The 19159-nt window shown below is 49.1% G+C and carries 25 protein-coding genes and 1 tRNA gene; 6 read left to right on the top strand and 20 right to left on the bottom strand.

Features of this window, described 5'->3' with window-relative positions:
* The first annotated feature begins 3 nt into the window (after positions 1-3).
* A complete protein-coding gene (locus BN6628_RS09060) occupies positions 4-327 on the top strand; it encodes a hypothetical protein (RefSeq protein WP_068616667.1) in 324 nt (107 codons plus the stop codon).
* A gap of 68 nt (positions 328-395) precedes the next feature.
* On the opposite strand, the gene BN6628_RS09055 is transcribed toward BN6628_RS09060, so the two are convergent.
* From BN6628_RS09055 to BN6628_RS09040, 4 genes are all read right to left on the bottom strand, one after another.
* Positions 396-980: an LOG family protein gene (locus BN6628_RS09055; RefSeq protein ID WP_068616665.1), complete on the bottom strand. Its 585-nt coding sequence runs from the start codon at positions 978-980 to the stop codon at positions 396-398.
* A gap of 186 nt (positions 981-1166) precedes the next feature.
* Positions 1167-2141: a class II fructose-bisphosphatase gene (gene glpX / locus BN6628_RS09050; RefSeq protein WP_068616663.1), complete on the bottom strand. Its 975-nt coding sequence runs from the start codon at positions 2139-2141 to the stop codon at positions 1167-1169.
* A gap of 28 nt (positions 2142-2169) precedes the next feature.
* The gene (locus BN6628_RS09045) at positions 2170-2973 is read right to left on the bottom strand and encodes a pyruvate, water dikinase regulatory protein (RefSeq protein WP_068616661.1); all 804 of its coding nucleotides are present in this window, start codon (positions 2971-2973) and stop codon (positions 2170-2172) included.
* A gap of 13 nt (positions 2974-2986) precedes the next feature.
* Positions 2987-3604 carry a helix-turn-helix transcriptional regulator gene (locus tag BN6628_RS09040; RefSeq protein WP_068616660.1) on the bottom strand — a complete coding sequence of 206 codons (618 nt, stop codon included), beginning with the start codon at positions 3602-3604 and terminating at the stop codon, positions 2987-2989.
* 502 nt (positions 3605-4106) lie between these two features.
* On the opposite strand from BN6628_RS09040, the gene BN6628_RS09035 reads away from it, so the two are divergent.
* Positions 4107-4313 carry a hypothetical protein gene (locus BN6628_RS09035; RefSeq protein ID WP_068616658.1) on the top strand — a complete coding sequence of 69 codons (207 nt, stop codon included), beginning with the start codon at positions 4107-4109 and terminating at the stop codon, positions 4311-4313.
* A 2-nt stretch (positions 4314-4315) separates the two neighbouring features.
* Here BN6628_RS09035 and BN6628_RS09030 read toward each other — a convergent pair whose 3' ends face one another.
* From BN6628_RS09030 to BN6628_RS09020, 3 genes are all read right to left on the bottom strand, one after another.
* Positions 4316-6133 carry an APC family permease gene (locus BN6628_RS09030; protein ID WP_068616656.1) on the bottom strand — a complete coding sequence of 606 codons (1818 nt, stop codon included), beginning with the start codon at positions 6131-6133 and terminating at the stop codon, positions 4316-4318.
* Between the two features lie 181 nt (positions 6134-6314).
* On the bottom strand, positions 6315-6452 hold the full coding sequence (locus BN6628_RS26295; protein WP_162272654.1) for a hypothetical protein: 138 nt from the start codon (positions 6450-6452) through the stop codon (positions 6315-6317).
* 147 nt (positions 6453-6599) lie between these two features.
* Positions 6600-7622, bottom strand: coding sequence for a LacI family DNA-binding transcriptional regulator (locus BN6628_RS09020; RefSeq protein ID WP_068616652.1), 1023 nt, complete (start codon positions 7620-7622; stop codon positions 6600-6602).
* A 106-nt stretch (positions 7623-7728) separates the two neighbouring features.
* On the opposite strand from BN6628_RS09020, the gene BN6628_RS09015 reads away from it, so the two are divergent.
* Together BN6628_RS09015 and manA are read left to right on the top strand one after the other, a co-directional pair.
* Positions 7729-8643 carry an ROK family protein gene (locus tag BN6628_RS09015; RefSeq protein ID WP_068616650.1) on the top strand — a complete coding sequence of 305 codons (915 nt, stop codon included), beginning with the start codon at positions 7729-7731 and terminating at the stop codon, positions 8641-8643.
* Between the two features lie 30 nt (positions 8644-8673).
* A complete protein-coding gene (gene manA / locus BN6628_RS09010; RefSeq protein ID WP_068616648.1) occupies positions 8674-9618 on the top strand; it encodes a mannose-6-phosphate isomerase, class I in 945 nt (314 codons plus the stop codon).
* A 140-nt stretch (positions 9619-9758) separates the two neighbouring features.
* Here manA and BN6628_RS09005 read toward each other — a convergent pair whose 3' ends face one another.
* The 8 genes from BN6628_RS09005 to BN6628_RS08970 form a co-directional block, all read right to left on the bottom strand.
* Positions 9759-10274: a DinB family protein gene (locus BN6628_RS09005; protein WP_068616646.1), complete on the bottom strand. Its 516-nt coding sequence runs from the start codon at positions 10272-10274 to the stop codon at positions 9759-9761.
* Between the two features lie 29 nt (positions 10275-10303).
* The gene (locus BN6628_RS09000) at positions 10304-10516 is read right to left on the bottom strand and encodes a DUF3006 domain-containing protein (protein ID WP_068616644.1); all 213 of its coding nucleotides are present in this window, start codon (positions 10514-10516) and stop codon (positions 10304-10306) included.
* 7 nt (positions 10517-10523) lie between these two features.
* The gene (locus BN6628_RS08995; RefSeq protein WP_235847611.1) at positions 10524-11309 is read right to left on the bottom strand and encodes a ComEC/Rec2 family competence protein; all 786 of its coding nucleotides are present in this window, start codon (positions 11307-11309) and stop codon (positions 10524-10526) included.
* A gap of 300 nt (positions 11310-11609) precedes the next feature.
* Entirely contained in the window at positions 11610-12017 is a 408-nt protein-coding gene (locus BN6628_RS08990) for a DUF4395 domain-containing protein (RefSeq protein WP_068616640.1), read from the bottom strand.
* A 136-nt stretch (positions 12018-12153) separates the two neighbouring features.
* Complete coding sequence (locus BN6628_RS08985; protein WP_068616638.1) at positions 12154-14313, bottom strand: Ig-like domain-containing protein; 2160 nt, start codon at positions 14311-14313, stop codon at positions 12154-12156.
* Between the two features lie 126 nt (positions 14314-14439).
* Positions 14440-14874: a hypothetical protein gene (locus BN6628_RS08980; RefSeq protein ID WP_082926851.1), complete on the bottom strand. Its 435-nt coding sequence runs from the start codon at positions 14872-14874 to the stop codon at positions 14440-14442.
* A 73-nt stretch (positions 14875-14947) separates the two neighbouring features.
* On the bottom strand, positions 14948-15610 hold the full coding sequence (locus tag BN6628_RS08975; RefSeq protein ID WP_068616634.1) for a uracil-DNA glycosylase: 663 nt from the start codon (positions 15608-15610) through the stop codon (positions 14948-14950).
* Positions 15611-15748: 138 nt separating this feature from the next.
* A tRNA-Leu gene (locus tag BN6628_RS08970) sits at positions 15749-15834 on the bottom strand.
* Positions 15835-16081: 247 nt separating this feature from the next.
* Between BN6628_RS08970 and BN6628_RS08965 the strand changes: the two genes are divergently transcribed.
* Together BN6628_RS08965 and BN6628_RS08960 are read left to right on the top strand one after the other, a co-directional pair.
* Positions 16082-16453 carry a YhjD family protein gene (locus BN6628_RS08965; RefSeq protein WP_068616632.1) on the top strand — a complete coding sequence of 124 codons (372 nt, stop codon included), beginning with the start codon at positions 16082-16084 and terminating at the stop codon, positions 16451-16453.
* 66 nt (positions 16454-16519) lie between these two features.
* Positions 16520-17050 carry an SHOCT domain-containing protein gene (locus tag BN6628_RS08960; RefSeq protein ID WP_068616629.1) on the top strand — a complete coding sequence of 177 codons (531 nt, stop codon included), beginning with the start codon at positions 16520-16522 and terminating at the stop codon, positions 17048-17050.
* Positions 17051-17101: 51 nt separating this feature from the next.
* Here the strand turns inward: BN6628_RS08960 and BN6628_RS08955 are convergent, their stop codons facing one another.
* From BN6628_RS08955 to BN6628_RS08935, 5 genes are all read right to left on the bottom strand, one after another.
* Positions 17102-17296, bottom strand: a complete 195-nt coding sequence (locus BN6628_RS08955; protein WP_068616627.1) for a hypothetical protein — start codon at positions 17294-17296, stop codon at positions 17102-17104.
* A 2-nt stretch (positions 17297-17298) separates the two neighbouring features.
* Positions 17299-18111 (bottom strand): N-acetylmuramoyl-L-alanine amidase, encoded by an 813-nt coding sequence (locus BN6628_RS08950; RefSeq protein ID WP_068616625.1) that lies wholly within the window; start codon positions 18109-18111, stop codon positions 17299-17301.
* Positions 18112-18118: 7 nt separating this feature from the next.
* The gene (locus BN6628_RS08945) at positions 18119-18325 is read right to left on the bottom strand and encodes a BhlA/UviB family holin-like peptide (RefSeq protein WP_068616623.1); all 207 of its coding nucleotides are present in this window, start codon (positions 18323-18325) and stop codon (positions 18119-18121) included.
* Positions 18303-18524, bottom strand: a complete 222-nt coding sequence (locus BN6628_RS08940) for a hypothetical protein (RefSeq protein ID WP_068616621.1) — start codon at positions 18522-18524, stop codon at positions 18303-18305. The genes BN6628_RS08945 and BN6628_RS08940 overlap by 23 nt, the downstream gene beginning before the upstream one ends.
* Before the next feature lie 70 nt (positions 18525-18594).
* On the bottom strand, positions 18595-19155 hold the full coding sequence (locus BN6628_RS08935) for a hypothetical protein (protein ID WP_068616619.1): 561 nt from the start codon (positions 19153-19155) through the stop codon (positions 18595-18597).
* Positions 19156-19159: the final 4 nt, after the last annotated feature.

The following is a 19159-nucleotide window of genomic DNA, read 5'->3' as shown; positions in this document are numbered from 1 at the left end:
CAAATGACGCAATACCTAAGCAGAGACAATCAAGTGGTCTATCAAGCTCACCCGAGCATGGCTCAGCAATTGAAATATGTGAAGGATAACATTCGCCAGATTTGCCATTCTCACCTGCACCGTCCCGTAAAAGTCGTTATGATGGACGGAAGCTCGCATGAAGGAATTATCGTAAATACCGATGAAACTTTTCTTTATTTGAGCATTGCAGTGCCGGGGGATAACCGGTTTCTCGGCTTCCCAGGGGGACCTGGAAGCTTTTATTACAACAACACGATTCTGCCTTTAGTGCTGTACGAACTGCTTGTTATAAGTCTTCTGGCATAACAAAATAAGAAAACGCGATTCAGCCTTCAGGCCGATAGAGACCTGAAGGCTGAATTTGATTTTAAAGCTTATTCACTAATCAATTGAGTCCACTTAGATCCCAGCTCCTGAGGCTGATACTCGCTCATTTGGTCCAGAAGCGCTTCAGGATCATCAGAAATCCGGATGAGACTTAAATGTGACTCATTCGAGAAGCCTTCCTTCACACTATGTTTGATTAGTTCAATAAGCGGATCGTAATAACCGTTAATATTTAAGAGCCCTATAGGCTTGGCATGAATACCAATCTGTGCCCAACACAGCACCTCGAACAGTTCCTCGAACGTTCCAAGACCCCCGGGCAGCGCTATGAACCCGTCAGCAGTCTCGCCCATCTTCGCCTTCCGCTCATGCATGCTCTCTACTTCAATCAGCTCGGAAAGCTCTCTATGGACAATCTCTCCCCTGAACAGCCCGCTCGGCATCACTCCAATGACATGACCCCCACGCAGCAGAACCTCATTCGCCACTTCTCCCATGAGACCCAGCCGGGAACCGCCGTACACTAGCCGAATATCCCGGTCTGCAAGTACACTCCCCAACTGAATGGCCTGAGTCCGATATTCAGGCTTGACGCCCGGGTTGGAGCCGGCAAAGACACATACGGTTTTCATGTTCCTGATCATCTCCTTATCCCTGTAGCACTTTTACGTTTTCTTCCAACTCATATTGTACTATATGAATGGGCTGATGGAAATAAACGTGACTGACAGCAAATTCGCAGAATCCGCAGTTTCCTAGAATGATTCATGGCACCCGGCTGAGACAATAAACCACCTGTGAAGACGATTATCTAAATTTTAAATCACGGCTGCCTGAAGCGTACTTATCTGTTTTGGATCATGATGGATTGTCCGCAGATAGCTGATCGTAGAAGTAACAGAATGCATAACTACAGAGTGGGTCTCAGCTTTATCCCCGGGAAGGTAGCGCACCCCGTTCAGAAAGTCTCCTGAAGTCACACCCGTAGCCACAAAGATGACGCTGCCGCTCCCAACCATATCTTCCATGGTTAAGAGTTTCCCTGGATCATCCATTCCCATGCGTTTGCAGCGAAGATGATCCTCTTCTTGTTCAGGCAGCAGTCGCCCCTGCATCTCCCCACCAAGGCATTTGAGTGCCGCTGCCGCCAGGACGCCTTCCGGTGCGCCGCCCGAGCCAACATACATATCCACTTCATTGTCCATGGCCGTTTCGATCGCCCCCATCACATCTCCATGGCTAAGCAGCTTAATCCGCACCCCGGACTGCCTAAGCGCCGCTATCAAGTCACGATGACGTTCCCGGTTCAGAATGGATACCGTCATTTCCGGCAAAGACCTTCCCAGAATCCGCGAAGCCTTATGTAGTGTGGTCTCAATCGGATCGTCCAGGGAGAGCTGTCCCGCGAGCTTTGGACCCACAGCCAGCTTCTGCATGTAGATGTCCGGCGCGTGCAGCAGATTTCCCTGCGGTGCGGCAGCAATGACCGAGATGGCGTTATCAAGCCCGTTCGCCACGGTCTCGGTTCCCTCCAGCGGGTCAACAGCGACGTCCATCCGCGGTCCTCGGCCATTGCCAACTTTTTCTCCGATATACAGCATAGGGGCCTCATCCATCTCGCCCTCGCCAATGACAACAGTACCGTCCAGAGCCACAGAATCGAACTTGCTGCGTATTGCTCTTGTTGCCGCGTCATCCGCGCTGTTCTTATCCCCTCTGCCCGTCCATCTTGCAGATTCTAGTGCTGCGGATTCTGTAATTCGTACCAATTCCATAGCTAAATGACGTTCCATACTGTTCCCTCCACTCAAGTTATAGTAATTATAGAAACTTCATAATCAAGCCCGCTGTCTCCTCAATCGCCTTGTCGGTCACATCAATAACGGGGCAGCCCAGCGAATTGAACAAGGACTGCGCATACTGCAATTCCTCCTCCACTCTCTCAAGAGAGGCATACCGCACACCATCCGGAAGTCCCATGGCCTTAAGCCGTTCTGCGCGTATCTTCACCAAGTGTTCGGCTTCTATCGTTAAACCGAAGATTTTACCGGTAGTGACCTCCTTCAGCTGAGCTGGCGGAAGCATTTCCGGTACTACCGGGTAATTAACAACCTTCTTCCCTTTATGGGCCAGAAAAATAGACAGCGGAGTCTTCGATATCCGCGATACGCCAAGCAGAATGATATCCGCCTTCAGCAGCGCACTGACGTCCTTGCCGTCGTCATTCTTCACTGCGAATTCCACCGCCTCCACCCGGCGGAAATAGTCCTCATCCACCCGGTGCAGCAGCCCTGGAGTCCGCTTAGGCGAATCGTTAAACGTATCAATGAACGCCTGCATCATTGGGCCCATGATATCTACAGCACGTACATTAAGTCGAACAGCCTCTTCTTTAATGACCTCTCTCAGTTCAGGCTGTACGAGTGTGTAGACCACAAAACCACCTCTGGCCGCCACCTCCTCCATCAGCTGGCTGAGTTCATCCTCATGACGAACATTCATGAACCGCTTAATCTCTGCCGATGGCAGTTCGAACTGCCGGAGAGTCGCCTGTACGACCGCCTCAGCGGTCTCCCCAACCGAATCCGAACAGATTGCTATGAAATGAGCCGCAGCATGATTCATCCCATTCCTCCCACTATTCCTCTGCTACTGTATCCAGCAGCATTTTTATAATATTTGTCTTGGTTATTCGCCCGACTACGTTCCACTCGCCTGGTTTACCAGACGGTGCAGGAACAACGACGGGCAGGCTGTCAATTTGGTAGGAAATAATCTTCTGTGCCGCTTCGAGAACAGAATCCTCGGGTGAAATCGTCACCACTTGAGGAAGTCTGGTCATAATTAGGCTTACAGGCATCGAGGATGCTGCCGCATTCCCCAAAGTCACTTTCAGCAGATCCTTACGGGAGACAATACCCGCAAGCTTCCCTTCTTCATCGGTTACAATCAGGTTCCCGACATTCTCCAGGAACAACGCTACCACCGCATCGTGAATGGTCGTCGTCTCACGCACAATAACCGGGACCCCATGCAGGTCCCCTACCTTCATATCCAGCAGGCGGACTTTGTTCTCGCGTTCCGCGGCTCCCCTTTTTCCCAGGAAATAACCGACTTTTGGCTTTGCATCGATATAATCCAGCATCACCAGGATCGACAGGTCGGAACGAATCGTCGGACGGGTTAAATTAAGCATTTCGGCGATCTGCTCCCCGGTAATTGGTGCGTGTTTCTTGACAATATCAATAATTTCCAGTTGACGGGATGTCAGTTCGATATAGATCCCTCGCTTTTCAATTATGTTGGTGTTGAAGTCCTCCTCCTATTAGAGATCATTTAATGAAGATATAATACGTCATATATAAACTAATTTCAATAAATAAAACGCATTATTTAAAATTATAAGTTAAATAAACGATTTTACGGGTAAAAGTATAAGGGTAAAATGTCCTTTAGGTTTCTACTGCTCGCAGTTTGTTGGTTTAATCAGATCAGATCAGTTCAGTACGTCAGAAATCTGTTCCCCTAATAATTCTAATTTGCCGCGAATGAACCGGCTAACCTATGAAATGGGCGGTATTTCTAGCAGTTTAACTGTGCTTTTTAACCAACAAAAAAAGCGCCCCCAAGGCGCTCTATATACGGCTATGCACTCTATAGCCAATTCTATTTTCCCCCAACTGCCCGAACCTCCCAGTTCCTAGAATCATACAGTACGTTATGGGGTTATCCTGATTTAATAAAGGAGGTCGGTCAATATGAAACCGGTCCGTATCAAGCAGCAGCCGCCTACCAGCACGGAATCGGCTGTAGCCCAAAGAAGAAACACCCGCTCAGAAACCCATGTGCTTGATTTCTGGTCTCTGGTCGCGGCAATTCTGGTCCTTGCAGCCGCCATAATCGGGGTTTACGTCGCCTACAGAACTGTGATTATTGGAGGAGGATCAGATGTGGTAATCGCCTAAGCCTAACGGTCCATATGATATGGCACGGTTGCTACCACGACATTTTTGCGGTTAATAAGATAGGCTCTTATCATCAGGCTGGACTGATTATGCAGCAGATTCTGCCACCAATGCTTAGTAATGAACTGCGGAATAAGAACTGTAATATGATCACTCTCCGCTTTCTTCCATTCCACAGTATCGATAAATTTCCGGAGAGGGCCAAGTATGCTCCGGTAACGGGATTTTAGAATAATCAGACGGACGCCGGGATTCCACTCATTCCACCGCTGTTCAATCTTCCGGACCGACTCGTCATCAAAACCGACATAGACGGCAACCACATTGTCCGAGAGCGTCTTTGCATAACTTACGGTGTTAAGCACCACCCTAGTCACCCCGGCTATCGGGATAATCACGGTGTTCCCTTTAGCGATCGGCTTCTCATTGAACAGGTCAATGCGAAGCTGGTCCGCCGTGTTGGCGTAATGCAGCTTAATTCTCATGAAGATATATACAACCAAAGGCAGGAAGATAAAGATGACCCAGATCTGACTGAACTTAGTAAATATAAAGATCAGTGTGATCGACAGCGTCGTCAGCATCCCGATGGTATTGATTAACAGCTTAACCACCCAGCCCTTGGGCTTAAGCTTGATCCATCTGAGCATCATACCCAGTTGGGACAAGGTGAAGGGGATAAACACGCCTACCGCATACAGTGGAATCAGATTCTCTGTGTCCCCTTGGAATACCATAATCAGGATGGCAGACAGTATACTTAGGAAAATAATCCCGTTCGAGAAACCAAGACGGTCTCCTCTGACCATGAAGGCATGGGGCATGTATTTGTCCTTCGCCAGCATAAATGCCAGCAGGGGAAAAGCCGAATAAGCAGTGTTGGCCGCCAGGATCAAAATTACGGCTGTAACACCCTGAATTACATAGTATAAGGTCCCTCGTCCAAAGGTAGTCTCTGCAATCTGGGATACAACCGTCTCCTCTGCGGCTGGTTTGATGCCATACCAATAAGCCAGCAGGCTGATTCCAATGAACATTCCCGCAAGCAGAATTCCCATCATCATGAGTGTGGCTGCTGCGTTCTTCTCTGCGGGTTTCCGAAAGTTGGGTATAGCGTTGGACATGGCTTCAACCCCGGTTAATGCTGAACATCCCGAGCTGAACGCCTTTAGCAGCAGGAACAAGCTGACATTTGAGATGGTTTTGCCAAATTCAGGCGCAGCGGCATGGGCGCCACCAGAGAAGTAATTGATAATTCCACATATAATCAATACATAAATTGCAACTACAAACAGATAGATCGGTATAGCAAGGACGGAAGCTGACTCCGTCACGCCTCTTAAATTCATAATGGTCAGAAACAGGATCATAACCAGGGCAATCAGCACTCGGTGATCATGCAGCACGGGAAAAGCCGAAGTAATCGCATCGGTTCCGGCCGAAGCGCTTACCGCTACGGTTAGAATATAGTCCACCAGCAGCGAACCTCCCGCAAGCAGGCTCGGAGATAAACCGAGATTGTCCTTGGCAACAATATACGCCCCGCCTCCGCCTGGATAAGCAAAGATGGTCTGACGGTAGGAGACAATCAGGATGGTAAGCAGACCAAGAACCGCGAAGGAGATCGGAATGGAATACCACAAGGCAGCAAAACCAGCCGCCATTAATACAATGAGTATCTGCTCCGTTCCGTAAGCTACCGACGATAATGCATCAGAAGACAAGATGGCCAGTGCCTTCAGCTTACTTAGTTTCTCGCCCTCAATCTCCGTGGACTTCATCGGTCTTCCGATCAGTAGGCGCTTAAATTTTCCTGCCATGTTCAACTTCCTTTACCTGAGTCTAGCGTCTCTTGGAAAAAGACACAAAACGTATTGTATATTGTTCGTTGGAATTAATCCAGTATATAGATTACTGTTTCTAATATTTTTTTACCCCCTATATTTGGAATGAAAAAAATAAATCCCGCTCCGCACCCGGAGGGGACTATTCGGTGTATTTCTATAAGCCGATGTATGCCACAATGAGCAGCAACTCCCGCCATACCAGAATTCTGGCTTTCTCCCCGGGGGGAAGCGGATTGATCGTCATGAACTGGCGCGCATTGCAAATGGTTGTGATGAAGAATTCTCTCTGCATCTTGGGTTCTTCGCCTAACGACCAGGCTGAATGTTAAAAGGTTCATTGACACCTTAACACGCTTCAAGCCAAGAGAACATATACAATCCGATAAAGGACATGGAATTTTTGATCATAAATACAGTAATACGGTTTTCGGCTGCTTGCCTACAGTTTGCTCACGGTGTGCCGCTCTATCAGCTTAGGCTGAATGCCCCACCGGATGGCGTGTCTTGTTCCGCTGAGCTCCGACATCAGCAGATCTACGGCGGAGTCACACATCCCCTGCTTATCCACACGCATAGTGGTCAATGGCGGCTGTGCCACTTCCGACATGTTCAAGTCGTCGAACCCCATAATCGACACATCCCCGGGAACCTGTATTCCACGTTCCTGCAGCAGCTCTCCAAGCAGCAGGGCGATCCGGTCGTTTCCACAAAAGAAAGCTGACGGCAGGGCTTCCTGCCTATCCAGAAACCTGGCAATTTCATCCCGTGTGGCCTCAAAGCCCTCTGACTCAGTCAAGCACCAGGAAGGGTTAACCGCAAGGCCGCTGTTTTTCATCGCTCTCCAAAAGCCGTAACCGCGCTCTTCATGACTCGTGGTCAGATTGCCAGGCCCGATGAACCCGATCCGGCTGTGACCGCACTGTATCAGATAATGTACGGCTTCATATCCCCCCTCGATATTGGCCGAGGTTACAGCCGGACAGGGCAGATCCCGGTAATAGGAATCAAGCATGACCAAGGGGGTGTCCAGCTTCCAGATCCGCTCAGCATAGGGCTTGTCCATAATGCCAAATAAGATGATGCCGGCATAAGAAATATCCTCGAACACACCAGGCAGGACCAGATTCTTCTCCATAGCCTCATCAACCCGCACAATAATGGCATTGTATCCCTTTCTTCGGATGCTCGATTCCAATCCCCAGATCATATCATGGTAGAAATGAAAGTGGTCATTATCATCGTACCTGGTAATCCGGTCGGGAACGACAACCAGCAGGTTCGGATGCTCCGGCTGTTTCTTTCCATACGGTCCGTAGCCCAGTTCCTTGGCTGTTTGAATAATCCGGTGCCGCATTTCTTCACTTACTCCTTTTTTGTCCATAAGAGCAAGTGACACCGCATTTTTGGATATGTTCAGCTTATCCGCTATGTCCTGCATGGACACTTTTTTGGCACGTGCCATCCTCTTGCAATCCCTTCCGAATATGATACACTGACTTTAATCATACTTTACATTATTTAATTTAAGTCAAGTTTTGTCAAGTAAAACAGATCAGGGAGGACTTATCTTGAAGTATGCGATTGGAATTGACATTGGGGGAACCAAATCTGCAATCGGCTTAATTACCGATACCGGTGAAGTCGTAGCTAAAACCTCCATTCCTACAGATCCCGCTGTGAGCCCATATGTTATGGTTGAGCGGATTGCCGCTTCGGCAATGTCCCTCATTTCTGAAAGCCAAATTGACACTTCCCTTATTAGCGGTGTCGGTATCGGCGCTCCAGGACCGCTCGATACCCGGAGCGGCCGGCTCACAGTTCCGCCGAATTTGCCAAGCTGGCATGACTTTCCGCTGGTTCAGGAGATGAGCAGATTGTTCCCGTTCCCGGTCAAGCTTGAGAACGATGCCACAGCAGCCTGCTTGGCAGAGAAATGGCTTGGAGCCGCCCAGGATGCAGACCATTTCGTATTCATCACCATCAGTACAGGGATCGGGGCAGGCCTCTATATGCACGGCAAGCTGATTACAGGGGCCAGTGGAAACGCAGGGGATGTCGGCCATTTCGTCATCGATCCCGCTGCCGGTGAATGTGTCTGTGGACAGCGAGGATGCTGGGAATACATAGCCTCAGGTACTGCGGTGGCAAGGCAGGCCAGCGAGAAGCTCGGACGCGAGGTATCTTCCAAGGAAGCCTTTGACCTTGCCGCAGCCGGTGATCTGCAGATGAAAGAGCTGGTTGATCAGGTATTCCGCTATATCGGTATTGGCTGCGTCACCTTGATCAACACGCTGGATCCGCAGAAAATTGTCATCGGCGGCGGCGTGTCCCAGGTCGGCGAACCCCTGTTCCAAGCTGTTCAGAGCTATGTCTCAGCTCATGCACTCAATCCTATCGGACGCAAAACGCCGATTGTGCCTGCCGCACTTCTGCAGGATGCCGGGCTTATCGGGGCAGCCGCCCTTGTCCATACTGAATACTAAATTATTCATCTGAAAGGAGATTTACTTACTATGAATCAACCTATTTTTCTAGAGCCCGTATTTAAAGACCGTATCTGGGGAGGAACCAAGCTGAAGGAGCTGTTCGGGTACGAGATCCCTTCGGATCAGACCGGGGAGTGCTGGGCTGTCTCTGCCCATCCGAACGGACAAAGTGTAGTTAAAGAAGGTCCTTACAAAGGCACTTCACTTGGAGAGTTGTGGGCAGGCCATCCGGAATTGTTCAATTCCAGCTCCAAAGTCTTCCCCCTGCTAACTAAGATTCTAGATGCGTCCGATGATCTGTCCGTTCAGGTTCACCCGGATGACGCCTATGCGGGAGTTCATGAGAACGGAGAGCTTGGCAAGACAGAATGCTGGTATATTGTTGACGCCGAACCGGGTGCCGAGATTATCTACGGTCATGGTGCGGACAGCAAGGAGCAGCTTGCGGACTGGATTCATCAGGGAAAGTGGGACCAATTGTTGTCCAAAGTCGAGGTTAAGCCCGGTGACTTCTTCTATGTGCCAAGCGGAACGCTCCATGCACTCGGTAAAGGCATCGTTGTCCTGGAGACACAGCAAAGCTCGGATACTACCTACCGCGTCTACGACTACGACCGGAAGGACTCGGAGGGGAACACCCGGGAACTCCATTTAGAGAAAGCCATTGAAGTGACCACGGTGCCTCAAGCTTATGTGAAAACAAACTACAAGGTAGCTAACCAGTCAGGTGCCGCAGTGACTACTTTCGTGGAAAATGAATTCTTCACGGTTCAGAAATGGGAAGTTGACGGTACCGCCGATTTCAAGTCCTCTGACAAATACCTCATTATCAGCATTATTGCGGGTGAGGGCGAATTGTCGGCTGAGGGGCATAAGCATCTGCTCCATAAGGGGGATCATCTGATTCTGCCTGTCGGTTATGGTCCTTATCAGCTCAGCGGCAAATTTGAAGCGATTGCCTCCCACGAATAAGCCACACTCACAAAATCAAAGAAGCCTGCCATACCAAGATGACTTGGTCGGCAGGCTTCTTTTGTATTGTATAATGAGCTCTAAGAGCGGCTTCTCTTTTATTCACCACACGCCGCCAACGACCACTTGCGAGACTACGCTCAAACTTCGTAGCGCTCTCTCAATATGCGCAAATGATGAGCCGCATGCCCTGCAATAGTATACAGCACAGCCCTTGCTGACGCTGGAAACCCATTGGCTACGCCCGTACGAAGCCAGGCCGCATCATCCAGCTGTCTTGCCAAGGCCAACGTTGAGGCACGTACCACCGCAAACTCGTTTACCAGCTCATCTAAGGCCAGCCGCTCCGATCCCGCATGCATGACATAATCATTCTCCTCAAATCCCGCAAGCGGCGTCTTGTCCCCGCGGGCGATTCTTAGCAAACGGTAGCTCATGATCCGTTCCGTATCGTTGACATGACCCAGCAGCTCTTTCACACTCCATTTATCCAGAGCGTATCTGTAGTTACCCTTCTGATCATCCAAATTTTTGAGTGCTGCAAACTCTTCGGTTTGCGAGGCTAAATAAGCTAAAATATCCCCTTCAGGCAAGGCCTGAATGTACGGCTCATAATATGAAGCATACTCTTGCGGCAGCGGTTTTTGCAAAGACATAGTTCCAACACTCTCCCTATAATTTCCGGCTAGTCCTCCCAGACATCCTTCATCAGTGACTTAATCTCCTTGATCCGGATCTGTGTCTCCTCAGGATTCGTCACCCATTCATGACCATTCCACTCCACCACATCACAGGTCTTCACTGAAGAATTCACTTCATTAAGAGGCACATTCTTTGAATTTCCCTCAATTTCAATAATACAATAATTGTCCTCGAAGCCTTCAACAATTCCCTTCATGTCCAAATCACCTCTCCGCTCTGATCTCAAACTGCTGTCCATCCGTTATGAATTCAACAGTTCCCTGCTTGTCGTTACGGTATACTTGGACGCCCTGCTTCTGCAGGCGCTTAAGCACGGTTTGGGTAGGATGCCCATATTTGTTGTCTGCCCCGGACTGAATGACGGCATATTTCGGATTTACCTTGGTCAGAAAAACCGCACTTGTCGAGGATTTGGACCCGTGATGGCCAACTAGCAGCACATCGGAGCGGAGATCCGCGCCGCTGGCCAGCATATCCTTCTCACTGTTCCGCTCAGCATCTCCGGTCAACAAGAAGGAATGCTGCCCATAAGTCACCTTGATGACCGCGCTCATGTCGTTGGTATCCTCGTAAGTCCGGACAGGCGCAAGCATCTTCACAGTCACCGCATTATCCCACTCTAGATTAAGGCCTGCTTTGGCTGTGGATACCTTGAGACCTTTACGCTGAATAGAGCGAAGCACCGATTCGAAGGTTTTGGTTGTGGAGCTTACCTTAGGCATATAAATTCTCCCAACCTCATGCTGGTCAATGACCTTGTCCAGCCCGCCAATATGATCCGCATCCGGGTGGGTGCCAATGACAATGTCAAGACGGCTGATCCCATACGATTTCAGCGCATCCAGCATCACCTGCTCCTTGTCGTTGTTCCCGGCGTCAATCAGCAGGGTCTTCCCCGATGGGCTGATCAGAAGCTGGGAAGCACCCTGCCCCACATCAATGAATATGACGCGGAGCTTGCCACTTCCCTCTGTGGAGTCATGAGACACCGGCAGGCTTCCTCTTGATGAACACCCTGCCAACAAAGCAAGGCAGAGAATTAGGCTCACAACCCCGAAGAGATGTGATTTGCACAAACGAATAAGTCTGATCATAGATGCATTCCTTTACATTAAGAACATTTGTTCCAATTATATTCCATAATCTGCACTTATTCAATCCTCGAGGCGGCCTGAACCGTAGGAGTCTGCAGGGAAATAGCAAGGCTGACGCTTGCCTTTTCGTAATTCTTAAGTCCAATTTACATAGCTGGGCCTTCAAATCAATCGTTCAACTTATATAATCTGCGCTTAAGCCCGGCGCCATCTAGCCTTTAATTGCTTCAATTGAAAATATAACGTGCAGCCGATACAGTAACCGCTTAAGGCAGCCAATGCAGCTGCGAATAATAACCAGGAAAAGAGGTAACCCGCCCATGCCCATCCAACCAGGAAAGCTGCTAGAGAGAGGCTTAAGAATACAACCGCCAGCGTGTTGTTAAACCGCTGCAGCTCTGCAGCCTGGGTCTTATCCGGGTGAACCTTCAGAAAGGGCTTAGCCACAATCACAAACAAATTCCGGCCGATTAGCAGACCCATGACCTGAACCAGCCACAAGCCTACGAGCAGATATGGCTGTCTAAATAGAGAGGCAGCAATAACAAACAGTACAATTCCAGTTTGGTTGGCTTTGACATAGGATTCCGGTATTTCTTTCAAGGCAGGTCCTCCTTTGCAAATATCTTACTTTAAACTATACCCGATTAATCCGATTTAAACAATCGGTTATTGAACAAGAAAAAGCCCCTTGCACTGAGCAAGGGACTTGAGACTAACCCCATTGGGAGATCAAGCTTTATTTTACCGAAATCGAGATAGTCACAATCTTGTTGTCATACTTGGCCTTGATCGTTGCGGTTCCTTTGGCAACCGCTTCAATCCTGCCTGCACTCACCTTGGCAACCGAAGGCTTGGAGCTTGTCCATACGGCACTGCCTGTAACGGAAGTAGTTTTGCCTGTATCATATTCAGCTACTAAGTCAACCGTTTTGACAGCACCCGGTGCGAGCACGTATCTCTTCTCGTCTACAGTCAGCTTCATCAGCTTCGGTACGACTCTTATATCAACCTTAGCTGCGATCCCCTGGTAGGACCCGTTCAAGGTAGCTGTTCCTTCAGCCAGTGACTTTACCGTTGCTCCTGACACCGTCGCAACTTCTGGATTCGAGGATACCCAGTCCATTTTACTGGAAAGATTGATCTTCGTTCCGTTGGTGTAGAAGCCTGTTACCTTAATCGATTTGCTTCTCTTAAGGTTCAGCTCTAACGACTGGGGCTCTACAACAATCTTCGTAATTTGGGGCTCTACAGCAACCGGAAGCTTGAGACTCTGATTCAAATAAGTCCCCTTCAAAGTTGCATTCCCTTTCACCAGACCTTTGATCTTGCCTCCCTTAATTACAGCATTGGCTCCTGTCAGGCTCCATTCGATCTTGTCGGTTACATCCTCCTCATCACCATTGACACGAACCGCGGTGACTTTGGTAAGCGGCAGCTCTTTGCCTATAACCACACTAAAATTCTCTTTCTCAGGAAGAAGCACAAGCACCTTCTCTTGAACTACAACCTCAACTACAAGCGGAGCAGCTTGTCCAAGCTTGCCCGTCAGAGTAACCTTGCCTGTACCCTTGGACACAAACTTGCCGTTCTCGACCACTATCGTATTACTGTCACTGGAAGTCCACTCCACATTGGAGGTAAAATCCTGCTTCTTCTCGTCAAGGGTAGTTGCCGTTACTTTTGGAACAGGTATGCTTTCGCCCTTGAACATATCGAGGCTGGTCTTCTCTGTGACAATCTTTGTAATTGTAGGGAATACGGTGACTTTGATCTCACGACTAAGCCCCTTATACGTCACTTTGACCGTTGATGTCCCCACCTGTCTAGGCGTGATGAGACCATTCTTGACAGTTACCGCAAGAGCGTTGGAAGATACCCACTCCGCCTTGTCGGTTACAATTTCACGTGGAGTATCCACATTATTACGAACTGATGCTTCAACTTGAACTGGTGAATCGCTGAGGAACAGCGTTTGGTCATTGGACGGATTTACAATAAGTGCCTCAAATTCTGTACGTACCAGCACGGTAACCTCAGCGGTAACGCCGCGGTACGAAGCTGTAATCGTAGCTTTACCTGTAGCTAACGCTTTGATTTTTCCTTTGTCTACCGAGACCACAGACGGGGCAGACGATTTCCAATCCGCCTGATCGGAGACAGTTTGCTTGGTGCCGCCCTCGCTCAGCTGAGCTACGGCATTCAATTGAAGCTCTTTGTCCCCTACGAGCATTTCAATGTCGCCATCGGGCAAGCTCTGCTCAGGAACCAATTTAAGCTCTGAGTATGGGGAAACCACGTTTACTTTGTAAGAGGCGGTTAACCCTTTGTATTTTGCCGTAATTGTGGATGATCCCTTGCCGACCAGAGTCAGCTTGCCGCCCGCCACCGTAACGACGGAGGTGCTGGAAGATGTCCAATCGGCATTGGCGCTAACATCATTGGTAGAACCGTCGTTATCGACAGCCAGCGCCTTGACGCTCAGGTTCTCGTCACCCAGCTTATACTGCACTGTTCCACTCTGATCAAGCTTCAGCTCTTTGAACAGGTATGCGGAATCCGCGCTTAATGTAAGATTAAAGCCCTTATACTTGGCCGTAATCGTTACCTTACCGCTCTTGAGCGGAGTCAGAAGGCCTTTTTCCACTTTAATCACCGATGGATCAGAGGATACCCAAGTGCTATCGCTGGTTACATCCTTCTTGTCCGTCAAGCCCTCAATCTTAGCCAGCACCTTAAGCTGCTGGGTGGTTTCAGCTACATACAGATGTACTGCGGCCGGATTCTCAAATTCGATGGAAGTTACATCGCCGGAGGCTGCAAAGACGTTCGCCGGAAAAACCACTGCCACAAGCAGCATAACAAGAAACCACTTGGTCATTTTCCTGTTCCCAATCATTCATTTCTCTCCTTTGGTTATCTGATCTGTGTAAATTTTACCAGTCCTCCCCTAATTTATCGACAGTTATCTCGTAATTTGTTACCTTTTTTCGGAAATTGGTCAAAAATAAACACAAAGACCCATTCAGCCTCGAATGGATCTTACTACGAACAGATGTTTATGCTTGTCTAATCTTTCCCCGCTCACAAGAATCACTTCATGATCATTATGATGGTGAATTGCGGTTCGGAAATGTAACAGATTATTGCCACTCCATACTGTGACTGGTGACTTAAAGTAAATCGCATTGTCGAACTGTACCTGGTTCTTCATTACATAACCAACGGAATGAGGGACTGCCCGGTCTGTCTTGGTTTTCATGACCTTTCTCGCATACCTTCGGTTCCGGCTGCCAGGCTGAATCTTAATAATGTCATCCAACGGCACCGCGATCGGCCTTGGCCCAAGGATCAGCTTATTCGCCGCCGCATCCCAGCTTTCAATGATCCCGGTATAAATATCATCCTGATTCTCACAATAAACAATGACTTCCTGTCCGATCCAGTCTTCATAACGCAAGCGCAGTTCCCCCTTTCTATTCATTATAAATATCCGTTATTTAGATCATTCCATATTTGTGGTCAAAATCCTGCTACAGGCTCTCCCACTTAATTGGAGTCTGTCCATGCCTTGAGAGGAAATCATTTGCTCTGCTGAAAGGCCGGCTCCCGAAAAATCCGCGTCTAGCCGCCAGCGGACTTGGATGTGCCGAGGTAATCACCTCATGCCGCTCCTTATCCACGATCGCCCCTTTTTTCTGAGCTGGGGCTCCCCATAATATAAATACCATAGGCTCGGCTCTCCGGTTAAGCACTTCAATCACAGCAGTCGTAAATGTCTCCCAGCCCCGGCCATGATGCGAGCCCGCTTGTCCGGCGCGTACGGTCAACACATTGTTCAGGAGCAGCACACCCTGCTCCGCCCAAGGGGTAAGTGTACCACTGTGAGGAACCGGCACACCCAGATCGCTGGACATTTCCTTATAGATATTTCGAAGGGAAGGCGGAATCTTAATCCCAGGCAGAACGGAGAAGCTCAGCCCATGCGCCTGACCCGGCCCGTGGTAAGGGTCTTGTCCAAGAATGACCACCTTAGTGTCCGCATAGGAAGTCAGCTTTAACGCCTGAAACAGGAACTCCCTTGGCGGGTATACCGTATGCTCCGCATATTCCTGATCAAGCCAACTCATCAGTTCCTTGAAGTAAGGCTTCTTTAACTCATCCCCCAGCAGTTCATCCCAATCATTGCCAAACATCGCAGTTCCTCCTTAACTAGCTCTGTCTCTCTATCTTATACCCAAATGGTAGATTCCGACACTACCCATAAGAATCAGAAAGACCGTCCCTGTGTGAACAGGAACGGCCTTGTCTGGTTTACAGCTATGTATTTCGGATGCCGAGGACCGGGATCGAACCGGTACGGTAGTCACCTACCGCAGGATTTTAAGTCCTGTGCGTCTGCCAATTCCGCCACCCCGGCGCGTATGCGCCAACTTCCGCTATTCTCCTACGCGTAATATTCGTTCTTACGCATGGGATACGTACCGACTTACGAAATGCCTTGCGATTGCTTACGCGCAATATTCGTTATTGGCAACGAATTAGATAATAACACGAAATTAGCACGTGTGTCAACACCTCGTATAATGCGCAATTTACCGCTTGCCTGCCGCCGATTCCCGTTTTATAATACGAACATATATTCGTGTTTTACGGAGGTGTGGCGTATGGCTCCCGGATACATAACCGACGAAGAAACTACGCTAGTTAAACGATACATATTACTACCGATGATCCTGACGGTATTTGAACGCGATAGTAAACTGATCGCGTCAGCGGTCAAATCACCGGATATTTATACGGGCATAATTACGCAAGCGGCCGATCGGGTAACGAAGGATCTAACGGAGATTCGGCGGCAGTTTAGGCGGCGCGGCATTAAAGTGTACGAGGTTGAGCGCGGACCAAAGGACGTAACGGCGCGATTTATTTGTCGCGGGTATACCGGAGAAAGCGGAATGATGTGGGAATTTTTATCTGCGGAGGCCGGGAAGCTGATGCGTGAGTATCTAAGCGGCCAGTTCCTTGTGAAGAGTTAATTTCATATAGAATTCCTTGGGGATATTTGGTAGATTAGTTGTATAAATAGTTCAGGAGGATCATATATGTCTAAACTCCATCAAAAACTTATAGAACGAGTTAATAAAAAAGATATACTTGACTGGGCTGAGGGCGTTAACGGTCTGCTGGCGGTTACGGAGAGCGTAGTCTATTTATTACGTGGAAAACTCCTTGACCGTAAGTCATTTAAAACTTATACGATTAAAAGTATCTCATCAATCCAAACAAAGAAGCCAAACCTTCTAACTCGTGGGCACTTTCAAATAATTGCCTCCGGGGTCGGCGACCGTACCAAAAGATACAGCACTGCTTTTGATTATGCGCAAGATGAGAATACAGTAATGATAAGCGACAACTTCGATCACTTTTTAAGACTTGAGCAGCTTATTTATAAATTGCAAAACAGCCCTGCGCCAGCTCCAAGCCACCAGCAACAATCCGCCCAGCATGTAAGTACCCAGCCCTCGGACGATGTCTTTACAAAGATCGAGAAGCTCAGCGAGTTACGAAACAAACAGTTAATCACGGACGAAGAATACGAAGCGAAACGCAAAGAACTACTCGCGCAAATATAAACGAAGAAAAGCGCCCACCCACGGAATCCTATCCGCAAGTGAGCGCTATTTTTATTCGTCTTTATTTCCGCCTCCGTCCGCTAACCCCTCCGCCAGCATATACGCAACGCACGAGCCGACCGCGCCGATAATCCCGGTAATATGCAGGACTTCGTTCTCACCTGCGCCGGTTGCCGTCAGTACCGACGTTACCAACGCGATCAGTAGCGCCCAAAACTTCCGACTCGCTAATTTCCGCTTCCACATAATTACGCACCCTCCTTCGTAATCGTTACCATCTTCGTCTTCGCGTCATAGGCTACGTTGGCGCCTAGCGCCTCGGCTACGGCCCGGACCGGTATATACGTCACACCGCAATCCACTATGCCCTCCGCGATCTTCTTCCCGTTCACTTTCACCGCTACAATCTCGTCCTTTTTCACGTCACTGCCTCCGTTCTTTAATCTCGCAAGTTCTGCGGCCACCGCGGGTATAAACGTACTCTGTGCGGCCGCCTTCGTATTGCCTGCGCCCCAAAAGTTCGTACCGGGACACGTTTTGCTCGATTTGCCCGCGCTATAATCACCGAGCCAGGTCCCATCCGCTGTATACCACGCATGATAAACGATTGTGTTGACGCTTGGAGTGAGTCCGAGTTTTTCGCACAAGCACGCGTAAAGGTGAACGATCGTCTCGCGTTGGGCCGGTGTCATCGTATCGCCGCCCTTATCAAAGTTGCCGACGTTCTCGATGCAAAGTGCGCCGGTGTTTGCGCCTCTAATGCCGGCCGGCGTTGCGTTAAGATCACGGTCGAGGCTAATCGCGATCTTACCGTCTTCAAACGTTGTGATATTCTGGCCGGTGCCGGACCATCCTTCGCTGAGATGATAGTTCCGCATTCCTTCGAGACACGCGAAATGGTCCTGCTGTGCGACTCCGTTAACCATTCGTCGCGTCACGTAATTAGGCGAGGCCGTGTGGTGAACCTGCATCTTCGTAATCGTTCGCGTGATCTTCTGCCCCGCCAGCCATCCGCGGAACTCCGACTTGTCCATAAGCAGGAAGTTGCCCTTTTTCTGCATTCTTTCGTCAATCCTTTCCGTGTGGGAATCGGTCTTTCATCTCGCGGAGCTCCCCGATAATCACGTCGTACTTCTCCGAAAATTTATCGAGCAGGTCCTGCAGGCGGCCCTCGCGTTCTTTATTCGCGCGCATGACGTAAATAAGAAGCCAAACGAAGAGAATAGCGAAAGGTCCCTGCGTTAGAAAGTACTTAAGTACGTCCATTTCCGCCATCGGCCGGTTCCTCCTCCGTTACTTCCGCCTCTTCTAGTGCAGCCAGCGCGACCACGATTTCGTCGTCAATCCGGCGCAGGATCTCGGCGCGTTCTTCCACGCTTGGAATCGCAGACAGGACAGCGCTAATAACTGAGGTCAACTCAGCGGACGGGTGCGCCAGGTCTACGGTACATTCGAGTAATTGGCGTAATTTCATACGTGTCCCCTTTCGTCACAATAAAAAAGAGCGCAGCCATTACGGCCACGCCCTGCGTTTAGTTATTCGATTATTTAGCGGATAATTGCGCTTTGAGTGCGTCGATCTTCGCCTTTGACTCTGAAATTTTCGCTTTTAAAGAACTCGCGTAGTCTTGGCGATCCTTAATCTTATCCTGTAGAATTTTGATTCCTTCCCTATATGCCTGAGTATCTTCAGGTTTTGCTTGTTGAGCAGTTAGTCTCTCTTGAAGGGGCTTAATCTCTGATTCCTCAGTGTATGCTAGGTCTTTTTCATAGCCGCGAATATCGTTTTCCAAAGTTGTAATCTGTCCTAAAGTTGCGGTATCTTCTGGACTGTAGGCCCTGTCTTTACTAGCTTCAACCTCACCCATAGTTATTGTTTTCCCCTTTACAACTAGCGGAATACCCGCTGCGTCTGAGGTTGCACGAACCGGTACATATGCCTTGTCTCCAATTAAAGCAGCGTCTCCAATCTTCTTCCCATTTTTAATTACTTCATATGTAGCACCCACCTTCATTCCTATTAATCCCTTAATGGAATCGGCAAATACGGATGTTCCTGCGAATAACATAGCGCCTACAACCACGCCGGCAACAAACTTCTTCATTCAG

It is taken from the genome of Paenibacillus tuaregi (genome assembly GCF_900086655.1).
GTDB classification, from domain to species: Bacteria; Bacillota; Bacilli; order Paenibacillales; family Paenibacillaceae; genus Fontibacillus; species Fontibacillus tuaregi.
The sequence above is the reverse complement of the archived record's forward strand: the minus strand, read 5'-3'. Positions and strand labels throughout refer to the sequence as shown.